This is a genomic window from Sphingopyxis sp. EU05-FHT14B03 (assembly GCF_058790875.1).
In genome coordinates, this window is sequence record NZ_JBYTDC010000006.1 from 65,218 (window position 1) to 79,577 (window position 14,360).

Genomic DNA, 14,360 nt, shown 5'->3' on the forward strand with positions numbered 1-14,360 from the left:
CACGCGGACCACTCGGTGGGGGCCGGTCAGATTCGAGGGGCAGGAGCCAATGTGCCTCCCATATCGCTCGCGCGAGACGCAAGTTTCCGCAGTGCGCACGCCGGACGTATCTCACACCAATTCCTCGCCCAAGACTGCAATTGGCGCATGAAATCGGCGTCGGAGGGCCTGCTACTGGCCCTCCGACGCCGCGATTTTCATGCGGTATAATTTTTCCCGATCGATTGGGACAGCTAAATCATTAGAATTTTGCGCCGATCGCGACACCATAACGCCGCGGATCAAGCGTGTAGATATTTGTAAAATTACCGGAAGATGCATCGGTGACATAAAGTCCGGTAACTGAGTTGCTATCGAAGATATTCTGAACGAACCCCCGGACAAACCAGCGCTCGTCGGCACCATTCAACTGCAAAACTGCATTAGCCTGTACGAAAGGTTGGATGCGATTAATCCTGCCGTTGAAGATATTGCCATATTGCTTTCCGGTCATGGAAATGTCGACGCGGGGGACGAGTGTCATACCATTCCCGACCTCTGCCGTGTACTGCACGCCCATCGAGACCTTGACATTCGGCGCTTGCGGCAATGTGTTGCCCTTGATGTTAACCTCGACGCCAGGACTCAATACCTGGATCCCGCTGTTCGCAGGGATAGCGCTCGCGAGGACACCGCAAATGCCGAACGCGCCGCTGGAGGCGATATTGCCGTCCGAAGGAAATTCCTGCGGTGCGCGAAGGCCGAGAGCCGCATTTACGCCCGCAACGAACGCATCAGCAACGCCAGGCGCAGGTCCCGTGACAGCGCAGTGCGCACCATTGCTGATGTCCTTGATAATCACGGCATCAGGATCCCCGCCGCCCGGATCACGCGGATTGGAGAAGAATTGATCGCCGGCGACCTTGGCATTGAGATAGCTGAAGGACAGATTGATAAGCCAGTTCGGGTCCGGCCTGATGACAGACTCCAGTTCGACACCCCAGATATTGGCGTCAACCGTGTCATTCACGGACGTTCTTGCCACGATGCGGCTGAGCTGCAGTCCACTATATTTGTAGTAAAATGCGGTGGCATTGAGTTGCAACGCGCCGTTTGCGAAGACGTTCTTGGAGCCGATCTCGAAGGCATCGATCGATTCAGAGCCGAAACTCTCGCTGACGGCGAAAATCGGAGAAAGCGGAGGATTGATCCCGCCGGATTTGTAACCCCTAGAATAAGATGCATAGAGTGAATTGTCCGGCGTAACCTCGAAGGCCAGAACTGCTCGTCCGGTAATTTCGTCGAAGCTTACTTCGCGAAACTGGGCGAGCTGTTGGCCCGGCGTCCCCGGGTCGGCATCGAAAAGCCCAGACGGCCCGGTGAGGGGCGTTATCGGGGTATCGAACGGATCTCCATCATTGGCATAAGGGTTCAGGAAACTGATCAGCGTCGTACGCGCCGTCACATCCTTCTTGTCATTGTTGTAACGCAGCCCCCCGGTCAACGTCAGCCGGTCGCTTAGATCGAAATAGACCTCGCCGAAAATGCCATAGCTCTCTAGATTCGATTCCAGCGAGTTGTTCCGATACATCGACGTCGCGAAATAGGATGGCGGAAGGCCGCCCGACAAGGAGCCGAATGAACCCAATACGGCACTGGCGTAATCGAGCGCAAACGAGTTCACATAATAGCTATTGTCGGTGGTTTTCGATTTCGCATAAATTCCGCCCAACAGGAAATTGAACGGCCCGTCGAAGTCACTCGTGAGGATGAGCTCTCCGCTCCACGATTCGCGTTGTTCCGAAGATCGATCGAAAGAAAGCGGCGTTTCGGAACACAGCGAGTTCCCTTCGAAAGCGCCTCTGCTTCCATCATCATTATCCGACGTGCACAGCACGCCCTGCGGACCGTCCGGGATTAGAGCGCCGGCAATCGGCGAAAAATAGGCCGAAGAGCCGGGAATGAAGGCTGGCGCCGGCGGAGCAAGACCTGTCGGTAATCCGTTAGCCGCAAAAAAGTCCAACGTATTGAGCGCCGGGGCGAAACCGGCACGGCTTTGAATTCCAAGAAAATAGTCCTGCCTGGAATCGACTTCAGTATCCTGATAAATGCCGGTGGCCGTCAGGGTCATCGCGCCGAATTTTTGCTCAAGGCGCGCCTGCACCTGTAGCTCTTCGGCAAAATAGAAAGGGGTATAGGCCGTGTTGACGACACGCACATCGCCAGGCTCCTGAAACCCGGAAAACCCATCAGGGCCATAAAGGCTGCCGAGGCCGAGCACGGCGGGAATGCCCTGAATGGCGAAGAACTCGGATGAACTGAGCGTCGCACCGACCGTTGAATTTGCGTTCGTGGTATCGAAATCACGTCGATTGTTCAGGCATCCGAGCACGCCCAATGGATCGCGTTGGCACGTTTGTTTCTGGTTTCTGAGGCGCGTGTCCTTTTCCCGGAAATAATAGCCCATGAGATCGATCGTCGTATCAGGACCGGGTTCGAAACGAAGGGAGCCTCGCAACGCATAGAGGTCCCGAGCGTCGATGTCCGATCCATCATAGAGATTCGTCGTATAACCGTCGCGGTTCACATATATGCCCGCCAGCCTCACGCCGATCATATCCCCGATCGGGACGTTGACCATGCCACGCGCTTCGATGCTGTTGAAATTGCCATACTCGAATTGCGCTTCAGCCTCGAAACGGGAGAGTTTGGGTTTCGCGGTCACAACATTCACGACCCCGGAGGTCGCATTCCGGCCGAACAGGGTGCCTTGAGGTCCGCGAAGGACTTCAATCCTTTCCAGATCGAAATATTCGGTCTCGAACAGGCGTGTTCCGAACAAGGGGGATCCATTGACATGGATTGCGGTCGCAGCATCGCAGGTGACGCCGACGCACAGGTCGCCAACGCCGCGAATAGTGAATGAAGCTGAGGTGAAATTGCCTTTCGAGAAAGATACATTGGGCAGCGTCAGCTGTAGATCCGAGGCATTTTCGATCTGCTGGCTTTCAAGCGCCTCAGCGCTGAATGCGCTGACAGCGATCGGTACGTCTTGCAAGCTTTGCGCCTGACGTTGCGCTGTCACGACGATGACATTGTCACCGCCATCTGGCTCTTCGGCTATGACTTCCTGAGCATTTGAGACCTGTGGCAACGCCATCACGACGGCGCTTGCCAACCAATAGGCTTTCTTATTCATCACCCTATCTCTCCCTGTCTCGATTTTTTCGTTTCTTGCGCGAACCCGTCCTTGTCCCCGATTGTCGATGTTCAAAAATGGGGCAGCTCGCCGAGCTGCCCCGAGTTTGAGGAGTGGCCAGAAGGAGATTTCCGGAGAGGAAAAGATTCTCGCCGCTCGGCTGGAAGATGAGCAGTTTTTCGGCATTTGGTAAAGAACTTTATTATGGCACTTTATTATTTTGCTCGGGGCGGTGGGAGGTGTGCCATCTCAGATCCGAAGATATCAGTTTATACATCCGATGCTTGCTGTCAGCGCTTCAGCCTTGGCGCGGTCGAGCGCGCGCCGACGACTTTTGGATGCGGCTGCGGTACGGCATGCCCGATCCGGAGCGCATGACCCGCGTGGTCGAAAGTTGGATAGCAGTGCAAAAGGCCGGGCTCTGATCCCGGCTGGTGGAAACCAGGGGGTCAGGTCAGTTCACCTATTCCTTCCCGTTCATTTTAGAGTCATCAAGATCGTATTAACCACGTCACGGTCCCTGCCGGGCAGGGCTTTCACGTGGGGGCATCCATGACCAGAACCAAACCATCCCTTAAGTCAGCTATCCTGTTGGCCAAATAGGATCAAGGCGACCGGCGCACCAATTTACCTCGTGACTGAGCCATGTGCGCGCGAAAACCGTCACCACTTCGATGGGGATTCGACATGACATTGCCATTTCACATGCCGTCCACAATCCGCCTTTCGGGTGTAGGTCTTGCCGCTTGTGCGATTGCCACGATTGCTGCCGCAAGTGCGCAGGCGCTACCACTATCCAGCTTCAAGGATCAGGGCGTCGACCATATCTTTGGCAGCTACGCCCCGCGCGGCGACTGCTCAAAGGAACCGCGCGTAACCATCGATGAAAAGGGCATGACGTTCCGCGCCAATGGTCGGGAAATAAAGCCCCCTCGGGTGGAATATGCTCTCACCTTCATGGGCCAGAGCTATGACGGCATCATGGCAGTATTTTTTCCCTTTCCAGTTAGCAGCAATGATTTTGGTCGGGTTCTCATGTATGTGAACGACGACGAGAAGCGCGGTGTCATCCGCTTTGAATCCGATCTGCCGCGCGGCCAACGCCCGGCTTCTTTCCATGCGGCCTTCACGGGTGGCGGCCCGTTCACGCTCTGCCAGGGCAGCGCTCTTGCTGGCACGCCACTGCCGCCACGGCCTGAGCCGGCGGTGGCCGTGCAAGGCATTCCAGCGGAATGGACCAATCTCGCCAGCCTCGTCGGCAAATATCCGGGAAGCTACGCCAAGGACAATATCGACCTGTTCGATAAGGGTACCTTGGCTGCGGCATTGAAGGCCCGGATGGGGCCGAAGATGGCTGCGCTGCGGACCAATCTCTCAGCCGTCTCGCCATTGCAGCGGGCTGGGAACTATTACTATCTTTCCGGCAATGCGCAGCATCAGGGCGGTGTGGAGCAGGCCTATATAATAATAGACCCGGCGCGCCGTGCGGTGCAGGTGGGCCTTTGGGAGCGCGGCAAGCTAACAGTTTATCCGTCTGCTTCGGGCGTTAGGCTGCCGATTGCGCCGGAAATCAAGACGCTGTTGGACAAAAGCCCGCCCGAAACGGCAGTGCCGCTTCCCGGTACACCCTGGGAAGTTGTACCGGTGCAAGGTCGCGCGCCCATGGCTTATGTGAGCGCCGCGGCATCGCCCAACATCGAAGCCCTCAGTCTCTATTGTGAAGGCGGAAAGCCCTACATGGCGATGCTGCTCAACAAGCCCTCCGCCGACAATGCGATGACGATGACGTGGAACTTCTCCGGTCGGCTCGTTAGCATATCCGTTCAGCGCGCCAATGCGAACGGCACTCAATGGATCGGCGGCGTGACGGGTACGCAACTTGTTCCCCTGCTCATGCAGCAAAGCGGGACGGTGATGCTACGTATCAACGGGCGGCTGGAAGGCGAAGCCTCGCTCAGCAATTCAATTGCAGTGCTGCGCGATACCCTGCGGGGATGCGTGCGGCTCTGACCTGTAAGAACGGCGCCGCCTCCATTTCAGGTGCTCTGCCACCTGAATTCTGGACCAGTTGCGGTTAGAGTTTTCCGCCGTAGATATCATTGGCTGGGCGAGGAGTTAGAGCGGGATGACATTTGGCTGATTCAAAGGGGATTCTTTTTTGGGCGGTTTTCTGATTCATATGTGGACGCCCCCTATGGCAAGGGCTTTGTGGTCGCGATGGCTTTGATCGGTTGCTTTCATATGTCCGGCCTGTTTGTGCGGCGTTTTGAGTGCCGCTGGCCTTGATGGAAATCCGCCGGTGAGGTCCCTAATCAAGTTGGCGCGCGGTTGAAGCGCATTGAATCAGACGGGTTGGTTTCACCATTGGCTCGATCGTTACTCATCATTGACTGCCACTGCCAATTCGGTTGTTCGGTATTCTGTTAGGTCGTCAGTTGATAGGGCCCATAGGCTTCCTTCCGGGTCAGCACGACCCAGGCGATCCGGGCCAACTTGTTGGCAAGCGCCACGGAGACGACCCTGAACGGCTTTTTCTCCGAGAGTTTCCTGATCCAGTCGGCCATGGGCGTTGGCTTATCCTTGATGTGGCGCATGACGGCGGTGGCGCCGACGACGAGCAGTCGGCGCAGATATCGGTCTCCCTGCTTCGAGATGCCATGCGGCCCGTTTCGATCACCGCCCGCTCGATTGGACCGTATCGCTCCAGCATCATGGCGATCGCCTCCGGAGAGCTCTCCACTTTCTCCGACACGACCTTCCGACCATTGTCATCAACGATGCAGACCTGCGTGGATTCCATCGACAGGTCCAATCCGGCATAGTGCTTCATGGCTGCTTCCTTCCTTCAGGATTCGACAACCAGAAGTGTGCGCCTCAACCAAGGTCCGAGGGAAGCAGCCGCAATTACACGATGACTCATTGATCAGAGCCAGAAGATGACGGTTGCGGCGAGTGCGACGGCGGAGAAGAAGGCCTTCGGGCAGCGATCGTAGCGTGTTGCGACCCGCCTCCAGTCTTTGAGGCGGCCGAACATGATCTCGATGCGGTTACGGCGTTTGTAGCGGCGTTTGTCGTACTTTACGGTCGTGTTCCGGATTTTTCGGCCCGGGATGCAGGGCGTGATACCCTTCTCCTGCAGGGCGTCGCGGAACCAGTCGGCATCATAGCCTCGGTCGGCCAGCATCCATTGCGCGTTGGGCAGACTGTCGAGCAAAGCGGCCGCGCCAGTGTAGTCGCTGACCGGTCCGGCGGTCAGGAAGAAGCTGATTGGACGACCATTCGCATCACTCACGGCATGAAGCTTGGTGTTCATGCCGCCTTTCGTCCGGCCGATCAGGCGTCCTGGACCCCCTTTTTTACCCGCAGGCTCGACGCCGTGCGGTGCGCTTTAAGATAGGTCGCGTCGATCATGATCGTCTTGCGCTCGGGAGCCTGAGGTGTCGCCAGGCCTTCCATCATGCGGATGAAGATGCCTTTGTCGCTCCACCGCTTCCAGCGATTGTAGAGCGTCTTCGCCGGGCCGTATTCCCTCGGCGCATCGCGCCACCTCAGCCCATTGCGGTTGACGAAGATGATCCCGCTCAAAACGCGCCGATCATCAACGCGCTCGCGGCCATGGCTCTTGGGAAAATAGGGCTGAAGCCGAGCCATCTGCTCGTCCGTCAGCCAGAATAAATCGCTCAAATTCAGGCTCCTTCGCAGCCGCCTGAATCACAGCCATCAGCGCAAATCAATGGGTCCTGACCCTAAGGCAAGAGCAAGTGAATAATATCCTTCTGAAACATATGTCTATGGTGAAGAAATTTTAGACTATGCGACAAGAAATACTGGGATAAAACAAGCCATTCCCCCAGTTACCCGGCTACGGATCGTAAGAGTTTGCGCCCGCTTGCTTGCTTCTATCTCAGCTGATAACTTCGAAGGCTGTGCCGTATCCCACGTCGGCGGGGATAGTGAGGATGTTCTTGCCGTCTCGCTGGATGACTTCTGGAAGGACCGGCACGATTTCGCGAGCCTTGGCCCGCGCGACGCAATCGTCTGCGCTCGCAGCTTCGGCTAGCAGTTGCAGGTTCAATCGCGTGGGAAAGATGATCGTTCGTTCACCGCTGACACCCAGTTTCAGGGCTTTGCTTGGCGAAAGCCATTCCGCATCAACGGTTTCATATCCATCACATGCTGCGATCTGGCGCTCTGGGGCGCGAACGACGAAGAAATGAGTGTCGAAGCGCTTTTGCATAAAGCTGGGCGTGATCCACCGCGCGAACTCGCTCAGGCGATCAAGGCGCAGTTGCACATCGGCCTCGCGCACAATGTCGAAAAATTCGCGCTCGCCTCGCTCGACGGCTTTGCGGCTTTCAAGATCGCAAATATCCTCGAACTCGCTACCGTCGCGATGATCGGCCAGCAGGATGCCTGCTTCCTCAAAGGCTTCACGAATCGCGGCAATCCGAAGGGTGCGCTGCGTAGGATCTAGCGTTTTCCAGCCCCTGCAATAATCGGCCCATTCAGGCGCTTCATCGGCAGCAGAAGGCTTTCCACCGGGAAAGACCAGCGCGCCGGATGCAAAATCGATCTGGTGATGCCGCATGACCATCAGCACCTGGAACTCCGGCTCGTCGCGAAGCAACAGCATGGTGGCTGCGGGGACCGGATCGACTGGCTTCTGCAGTGTCATCATAAACTCCAGTTCTCAGTTGGCCTGATATTGGACGCTGGCCCGTTCAAGCTGAGCAACGATCTTATCGCCATTTGCGCAGAAGAACCAACCCGGCAAGAGCCACTGCAACACTTGCAAGCACCCAGGATTGATTCGCAAGCAGCGCCGCGGAGACGATAAGTGCGGCCGCCACAGGACCTTTGACAGGCTGGCTCGCGCGGCGAATGGCTGCGAGCTTCTCAAAACTTGCCGGATCAATCTGGACAGGCACATGCCCGGACTTGGCTATAGCGGCGGCGTTATCGAGAAGGTCAGGCATGATCGCCGCTAGGGCGAGGAGTTGTCGGCGAACTTTTTTTAAATTGGCGCGATTCCTGCCAAGGGAGAATCTTTCTGCGAACAGCTCCAACATGATGGGGCGTGTTTCCTCCCCGATATTATAGTCAGGCGCAAAGGAACGCGCAAACCCTTCCGCCGTGAGCAATGTTCGAAGAAGGATCGCCAGATCAGGCGGAAGTGCGAGCTGATAGTCTCGCAGGAGATCGAACACGCGGCTGAAAATATGCGAGAACTCAATCCCCGAAAGGACCGTTCCCCTGAACTCACCGATCAGCTGGTCCAAATTCTGGGTGAGCCCATCACGGTCAACTTTCGGATCTCCAGCCCATTCGAGCAACACGTTCGCGACGTCTGCTGTGTCTTCGTCGGCTATAGCCATGACAAGTCGTACCAGTTCCTCGCGCCTCGCCTTTGTGAGAGTGCCGACCGATCCGAAGTCGATAAAGCCCACATCCTGTTCCCCGATAAGGAAAACATTGCCTGGATGCGGATCGCCATGAAATTCGCCATTCAGAATGATCATGCGCAGGACTGCATTCGCATATTGTCTCGCGAACGCCGCCACGCGTGGGTCGGTCGATTCGGCCTCGATCGCAGACGCGGGCGTTCCATACAGCCGCTCCTGGACGTTGACCCGTATCCCCGTCAGTTCCCAATGAATTGTTGGAGTCTTGATCCCAAGCGTATCAAGATAGCCACCGATACGCTCGCATGCACGAGCTTCTGCTGCCAGATCCATTTCCCAGGCAAGATTTCTGCCAAAGGTTCGCAGGAACTCTACGGGGCGATAGCGGGCGATTTCAGGGGATCGATCCTCGGCAACGGCGGCGAGGCGCGTCAGGAGCCGCACATCGGCCTCCATTCGCGCAGCAGTGCCCGGACGCCGCACCTTTATGATAACGTCGGCGCCGTCGAGCAGCGAAGCAGAGTAGGTCTGCGCTACCGAAGCCGAAGCCAGTGGTTGTTCATCGAATTGGGTGAATTCCCCTCGCCAGTCAGCTCCCCAGCTTGCGGCAAGGATGGGCTCGATTTCTTCGAATGGCACCGGAGAAACCTGATCGTGGAGCGTCGCGAAGGCAGCAATCCAGGACCTGGAAAACAGATCGCTGCGCGTCGCCAGCAGCTGTCCAAGCTTTATTCCGACCGGACCAATGTCGCGCAGGAGTGCGACGACCGCCGCCGGCCGCAATTCACCTGGATCGATTGACTTGGCCGGATGCGGAATGACTCCGAGAGCGCCCGCCAGGCTTTTGGCGCCGTGCCGGACAAGAATCTGTCCTATCTCGGCGGCGCGTGCGATGTCTCCTATCGGTTTATCTCGGAACCCAGGCATATGTCCTATTCCGCATCGGTCCGGCTCTGATCGAGATTCGACGCAATCCGCACAAGAATGTCCAGCAACGTCCGTTTTTCGTCGCGCGTGGCGTTCCGCCATAGGACCCTATGCAGCCCGTCCGCGGATTCTCTCAGTTGGGGCAACAACCTGTCGAGCTCCTGGGTCAGGATGAGCTGCCATGCCCGGCCGTCCGTTTTGGCTCGTCGCCTTTCCATCAATCCTTTCCCACAAAGGCCAGCGACGGCTTGACCGATCGTGGCGGATTCCAACTCTAGTCGCTTGGCAATTCCGGCCTGCGTCAACGATGGTTCGCGGAGAAGTTGTCCGATGATGCGCCACTGCGTCTGATTGAGGCCAATCTTGGCAATCCGTGCGTCATAAGCGCGCCTCGCCCCCCGACTAATCTCGTCCATCAAATATAGCATACGGTCGTCGTCGGTGAGGGCGCCTTCGCGAAGCCGTGGCGGCATTGTGTCGAGATTTGCGTTCATACCGCTGCCTAGTCCGTTTCGTGGGAATGCCAAAACGCAAATTACTAAACGATTTTACTAACCGGATGGAACGGTCTACGCCACGCCATGAAGCGACTTAGCACATGTCCAAAATCCTTCGAAAGAGGCAGATGACCGACGAACCAAATGAGCGGGAACAGGATCGCGCGCCCGCATCCAGCCTGAAATCGCAACCCAAATTTCGCCTCATCCTCATCATAGCCATCACTGCTGCGCTGATTGCAGGTGGTGGGTGGTATTACAGGCATGTCACCTATGGGCAGTACATGCAGTCGACCGACAACGCCTATGTCGCGGCCGACAGCGTTGTGGTTTCATCAAAAGTGGCCGGATACGTGGACGCGGTGCTCGTCTCTGAGAACGGGCGGGTCAGTCCCGGCGAGGCGCTCGTGCAACTGGATGTGCGAGATTATAGAGCCCAGGCGCAACAGGCGCGTGCGCAAATTGCGGCGACGCTGGCCGGCGCCGACACAATCCGCTCGCAAGTAACCGAACAGGACTCATCGATTCGGCAGGCGCGGGCCCAACTCGCCGCCAAGCGCGCGGCGCTCGACCTCGCCAATGAGCAGCTAGCGAGGTATCGCCCCCTTGCCGCGACCGGTGCGGAGCCGCGAGAAAAGCTTCAACAATATGAGACACAGGCGCAGCAAGCGCACGCCGACTTTGTTGCTGCCCAGGCAGCAGTCTCTGCTGCCAACGGTCGGAGGGCCACCTTGTTCAAACAGATCGACCAGACCGAAGCCCAAGCTGACGCGGCTCGCGCGCAGCTGGAAGCGGCCGACCTAGATGTCACATCGACTCTGCTGCGAGCCAGCAAGGGAGGTCGCGTTGGCGATCTAACAGTAAGGGTCGGCCAATTCGTTCAGCCCGGTCAGCGATTGATGACCGTGGTTCCGGTAAACGAAATCTACGTCATCGCTAATTTCAAGGAGACGCAGGTCGGCCTTTTGCGGGCGGGGCAACCGGTCAGGCTCGAGGTCGATGCTCTTCCCGACTTTGAGATTGCTGGACGCGTTGAGAGCATCTCGCCCGGAACCGGAGCAGAATTTTCGATCCTGCCGCCCGAAAACGCCACAGGGAATTTCACCAAGATTGTTCAGCGGATAACGGTTCGTATCGCGATAATAGCCTCGCCCAAAGTGCGTCGTCTGCTCGTCCCGGGCATGTCGGTTGTGGCAGTTGTCGACACGCGAAACGCTGCCGGAGAGCTGAAAGAGATCTCGAGTACCGACAAATGACCGCCGAGTTGGCATCGAACAGCGCCTCTGGTACTCCGACTGCAGAAAGGCGGAATGCCGATATCACCGCGTGGATAGCGGTCGCAGCGGGTGCACTTGGCGCCATGCTCGCAACACTCGATATCTCTATCGTCAATTCCGCGCTTCCGGTGATCCAGGGCGAAATCGGAGCCAGCGGCACCGAGGGCACTTGGATTGCCACCGCATTTCTCGTTGCCGAAATTGTGGTAATTCCGCTTAGCGCCTGGCTTGAACGCCTTTTTGGACTGCGAAACCTGCTCATCATTGCGGTTTCCGCGTTCACCGGCTTCTCAATTCTTTGCGGTATGGCGACCGACCTCACGACCATGATCATCGGTCGCACGGGTCAGGGTTTCATGGGTGGTGCGCTGATACCAACTGCGATGACCATCGTGGCGAAAAGATTGCCGCCCCATCAACAGCCGATCGGCATGGCGCTGTTCGGCATGACAGTGATTCTGGGTCCGGTCATGGGGCCGCTGATCGGTGGCTGGCTGACCGAAAATTTGAGCTGGCACTATGCCTTCTTTGTCAATGTTCCAATCTGCGCCGTACTGCTGCTGCTGCTATTCGTCGGGCTTCCTCACGAAGAGCCGAAGTGGGAGTATCTGACCGATGCTGATTGGGCGGGCATTGCCGGCCTGATTCTGGGGTTGGGCGCTTTGACTGTGTTGCTTGAGGAGGGGCATCGCGAGGAATGGTTTGAATCCGCTCTTATTCGCTGGCTGGCACTCATTGCCGTTATCGGTTTCGCTTCACTCATATACGGGCAGCTGAACGCGTCGAAGCCCGTCCTGAAACTCCGCCTCCTTCTCAATCGCCAATTCGGAAGCGTTGCGGTGATGGCTCTCGCCCTGGGAATGGTCATGTATGGTTCGACCTACGTCATTCCCCAATTTCTTGCGATCATATCCGATTATAACGCTTTTCAAACCGGGCTCGTTATATTTTGGATGGGTATTCCGGCTTTTGTGCTTATGCCGATCCTGCCCTTCATGATCCGCAGACTCCACATTCGCATTGCCGTCGGTGTCGGAATGCTTCTGATGGCGGCCAGCTGTTTCGTCAGCATAAGCCTCACCGCGGAATCTGGGGGCGCCGTATTCATCGAAAGCCAGCTTATTCGGGGTGTTGGCATGATTCTGGCCATGATGTTCCTGAACCAGGCTACCGTAGCCTCGGTGGCAAAGACAGATGCTGGCGATGCCTCCGGTATTTTTAACGCCGCTCGAAATCTCGGAGGATCTTTCGCTTTGGCCGGACTGGCTTCGTTTCAGGACAAGCGGATCTGGCACCATAGCCGGCGCATGGAAGAGACGCTGAATGCCAACAGTGCTTCACTCCAGATTTATCTTGATGAACTCGCGAAAAGCTTCGGCGGGATGGAGGGTGCCATGTCGATGCTAGGCCGGACCATCCAGCGGGACGCGTTCGTAATGACCTACAATGATGTATTCTTGGTGATGGGCGTCCTGACCTTGATGACCGTTCCTTTGGTCATCTTTTTGAAGCCGCTTCCCAAGAATGTTTCCCTTTCGATGCACTGAGCCTGACATGATAAGAAAATCTGTAATATCGCTTCTCGCCTCGTTTCTGCTGGCCGGTTGTGTTGCGGGCCCAGACTACGCCGGGCCTCCAGAAGTATTCTCGGCGAACCGAAATGACGGCTTTGTCCGTGCCGGCGGTAACATCATCGATACCGAGCCCGAGCTGGCAGAGTGGTGGCTCCTTTTGAACGATCCGGAATTGACCAGGCTTATCGAGGCTGCGTTATCGGACAATCCTTCGCTTCAGGCTGCGCAAGCGCGGATTGCGCAGGCGCGGGCATCCGTGAGACAGGAGAAGGCCGGAAGATTTCCGACGCTTGGAACCCAGGCGACGGCTATTCAGGGCCGCTTGCCGGGCCTTGATATTCAGAACAGTGCCCCGCCTTCGGCGAGCGCGCCTGTTAGTCCGCAGGGACAGGCGGATGATAGCCTCAGTGTCTACAATCTCGGGCTCAACGCTAACTGGGAGCTGGATTTCGCAGGAGGAACGCAGCGACGGATCGAGGCCGGCAACGCTCAGGCCGCGGCAGCGGTTGCCAATGTGGAGGATGCCAAGGTCCAGCTGACCGCCGAAGTTGCCAATGCCTATGTCAACCTGCGCGAGGCCCAGTTTCGAGCCAAAGCGTACCGAACCGAGTGCGAGTTGCAGCAGCAAACCCTCTCGCTAACCTATCAACGGTATCAGCAAGGCGTGTTGCCCCTGTTCCCTCTCGGCAATGCAAATGCCGAGCTCGAGCTGCTCAAGTCTCAGCTCGCCGAGGCCGAAGCTGACACGGCGGTATTGCTCGATGCGCTTGCCATTCTAGCTGGACAGATCCCAGGGACAACGGACGAAGCGCTGAAACAGATCTTCGATGTTCCCCTCCCGCCGGAACAGGTCGCCGTGGGCGACCCCTCCAACCTTGTCGCACGTCGGCCCGACATCCGCGCGGCCGAACGCAGCCTGGCGGCAGCAACGGCTCGGATCGGTGTTGTGGAGGCTGCACGATTTCCGAAGCTGTCATTCATGGGAATCTTGGGACTTGGCGGAACGTCGCCAGACGATCTCTTTGATGTGAGCAATCCGTCAATTCTCGCCATTCCACAGTTGCAGTGGAACTTCCTCGATTTCGGAAGGGTCGATGCCTCGGTCGATCAGGCGAGCGCCGTCCGTGCCGAGGCAGTTGCCAACTATCGAAAGACGGTGCTTTCTGCACTTCAGGACGCCGAGCGCGCGTTGTCGCGCTTTAGCCAGCAGCGCTCTGCCCTGGTGGCGTTCGCGCAGATCAAGTCCCAGGCAGATGGCGCAGCCGATCTTGATCGACAACGATTTGCCGGCGGAGTGATCTCGCGCGCCGACCTAAATCGCACGCTTCGCAAACAGCAGCAGGCGGCAACCGACCTCGTCCGGGGAAAGGCGGCGCTCACGCTGTCATGGATCGCCCTGCAAAAATCACTCGGCCTGGGATGGCAAGTGCAAGCAAAGATTTAATGTCACCTACGAGTGTCGTTAATATGAACTCTAAGGTGCGATATCGGTTCAGAAAGAATCT

Annotated in this window: 10 protein-coding genes and 1 pseudogene; 5 read left to right on the plus strand and 6 right to left on the minus strand. The window is 57.2% G+C overall.

Annotation, left to right across the window (positions count from 1 at the left end; genetic code table 11):
* Positions 1–241: 241 nt before the first annotated feature.
* Positions 242–3,178 carry a TonB-dependent receptor gene (locus tag AC3WS4_RS24460; protein WP_039575467.1) on the minus strand — a complete coding sequence of 979 codons (2,937 nt, stop codon included), beginning with the start codon at positions 3,176–3,178 and terminating at the stop codon, positions 242–244.
* A gap of 687 nt (positions 3,179–3,865) precedes the next feature.
* Between AC3WS4_RS24460 and AC3WS4_RS24465 the strand changes: the two genes are divergently transcribed.
* Positions 3,866–5,188: an Ivy family c-type lysozyme inhibitor gene (locus AC3WS4_RS24465; protein WP_039575466.1), complete on the plus strand. Its 1,323-nt coding sequence runs from the start codon at positions 3,866–3,868 to the stop codon at positions 5,186–5,188.
* A gap of 413 nt (positions 5,189–5,601) precedes the next feature.
* Here AC3WS4_RS24465 and AC3WS4_RS24470 read toward each other — a convergent pair.
* Positions 5,602–5,859 (minus strand): annotated as a pseudogene (locus AC3WS4_RS24470) (transposase); the annotation flags it as partial.
* On the opposite strand from AC3WS4_RS24470, the gene AC3WS4_RS24475 reads away from it, so the two are divergent.
* Positions 5,764–6,000: a hypothetical protein gene (locus AC3WS4_RS24475; protein ID WP_310311254.1), complete on the plus strand. Its 237-nt coding sequence runs from the start codon at positions 5,764–5,766 to the stop codon at positions 5,998–6,000. The pseudogene AC3WS4_RS24470 and the gene AC3WS4_RS24475 sit on opposite strands and share 96 nt — an antisense overlap.
* 101 nt (positions 6,001–6,101) lie before the next feature.
* Here AC3WS4_RS24475 and AC3WS4_RS24480 read toward each other — a convergent pair.
* From AC3WS4_RS24480 to AC3WS4_RS24495, 4 genes are all read right to left on the minus strand, one after another.
* A protein-coding gene (locus tag AC3WS4_RS24480; protein WP_148309125.1) for an IS5 family transposase occupies positions 6,102–6,862 on the minus strand; the annotation gives its coding sequence in 2 pieces (ribosomal slippage) (positions 6,102–6,538 and positions 6,538–6,862; 762 coding nt in all).
* Positions 6,863–7,082: 220 nt separating this feature from the next.
* The gene (locus AC3WS4_RS24485; protein ID WP_039581010.1) at positions 7,083–7,853 is read right to left on the minus strand and encodes an NUDIX hydrolase; all 771 of its coding nucleotides are present in this window, start codon (positions 7,851–7,853) and stop codon (positions 7,083–7,085) included.
* A 64-nt stretch (positions 7,854–7,917) separates the two neighbouring features.
* Positions 7,918–9,507 carry an ABC1 kinase family protein gene (locus tag AC3WS4_RS24490; RefSeq protein ID WP_039575416.1) on the minus strand — a complete coding sequence of 530 codons (1,590 nt, stop codon included), beginning with the start codon at positions 9,505–9,507 and terminating at the stop codon, positions 7,918–7,920.
* A 5-nt stretch (positions 9,508–9,512) separates the two neighbouring features.
* Positions 9,513–10,001 (minus strand): MarR family winged helix-turn-helix transcriptional regulator, encoded by a 489-nt coding sequence (locus AC3WS4_RS24495; RefSeq protein ID WP_052208277.1) that lies wholly within the window; start codon positions 9,999–10,001, stop codon positions 9,513–9,515.
* Positions 10,002–10,132: 131 nt separating this feature from the next.
* Between AC3WS4_RS24495 and AC3WS4_RS24500 the strand changes: the two genes are divergently transcribed.
* From AC3WS4_RS24500 to AC3WS4_RS24510, 3 genes are read left to right on the plus strand one after another with little or no spacing between them, the layout of a single operon-like run.
* Complete coding sequence (locus AC3WS4_RS24500; protein ID WP_039581006.1) at positions 10,133–11,260, plus strand: HlyD family secretion protein; 1,128 nt, start codon at positions 10,133–10,135, stop codon at positions 11,258–11,260.
* Entirely contained in the window at positions 11,257–12,828 is a 1,572-nt protein-coding gene (locus AC3WS4_RS24505) for an MDR family MFS transporter (protein ID WP_148309124.1), read from the plus strand. The genes AC3WS4_RS24500 and AC3WS4_RS24505 overlap by 4 nt, the downstream gene beginning before the upstream one ends.
* 7 nt (positions 12,829–12,835) lie before the next feature.
* Positions 12,836–14,299, plus strand: a complete 1,464-nt coding sequence (locus tag AC3WS4_RS24510; RefSeq protein ID WP_492740780.1) for an efflux transporter outer membrane subunit — start codon at positions 12,836–12,838, stop codon at positions 14,297–14,299.
* The last annotated feature ends 61 nt before the right edge of the window (positions 14,300–14,360 follow it).

What these genes read in the sequence shown, in the direction of transcription:
- AC3WS4_RS24490 (WP_039575416.1), bottom strand. Translation starts at nt 9,507, where the DNA reads ATGCCTGGGTTCCGAGATAAACCGATAGGAGACATCGCACGCGCCGCC.
- AC3WS4_RS24495 (WP_052208277.1), bottom strand. Translation starts at nt 10,001, where the DNA reads ATGAACGCAAATCTCGACACAATGCCGCCACGGCTTCGCGAAGGCGCC.
- AC3WS4_RS24500 (WP_039581006.1), top strand. Translation starts at nt 10,133, where the DNA reads ATGACCGACGAACCAAATGAGCGGGAACAGGATCGCGCGCCCGCATCC.
- AC3WS4_RS24465 (WP_039575466.1), top strand. Translation starts at nt 3,866, where the DNA reads ATGACATTGCCATTTCACATGCCGTCCACAATCCGCCTTTCGGGTGTA.
- AC3WS4_RS24510 (WP_492740780.1), top strand. Translation starts at nt 12,836, where the DNA reads ATGATAAGAAAATCTGTAATATCGCTTCTCGCCTCGTTTCTGCTGGCC.
- AC3WS4_RS24485 (WP_039581010.1), bottom strand. Translation starts at nt 7,853, where the DNA reads ATGACACTGCAGAAGCCAGTCGATCCGGTCCCCGCAGCCACCATGCTG.
- AC3WS4_RS24460 (WP_039575467.1), bottom strand. Translation starts at nt 3,178, where the DNA reads ATGAATAAGAAAGCCTATTGGTTGGCAAGCGCCGTCGTGATGGCGTTG.
- AC3WS4_RS24505 (WP_148309124.1), top strand. Translation starts at nt 11,257, where the DNA reads ATGACCGCCGAGTTGGCATCGAACAGCGCCTCTGGTACTCCGACTGCA.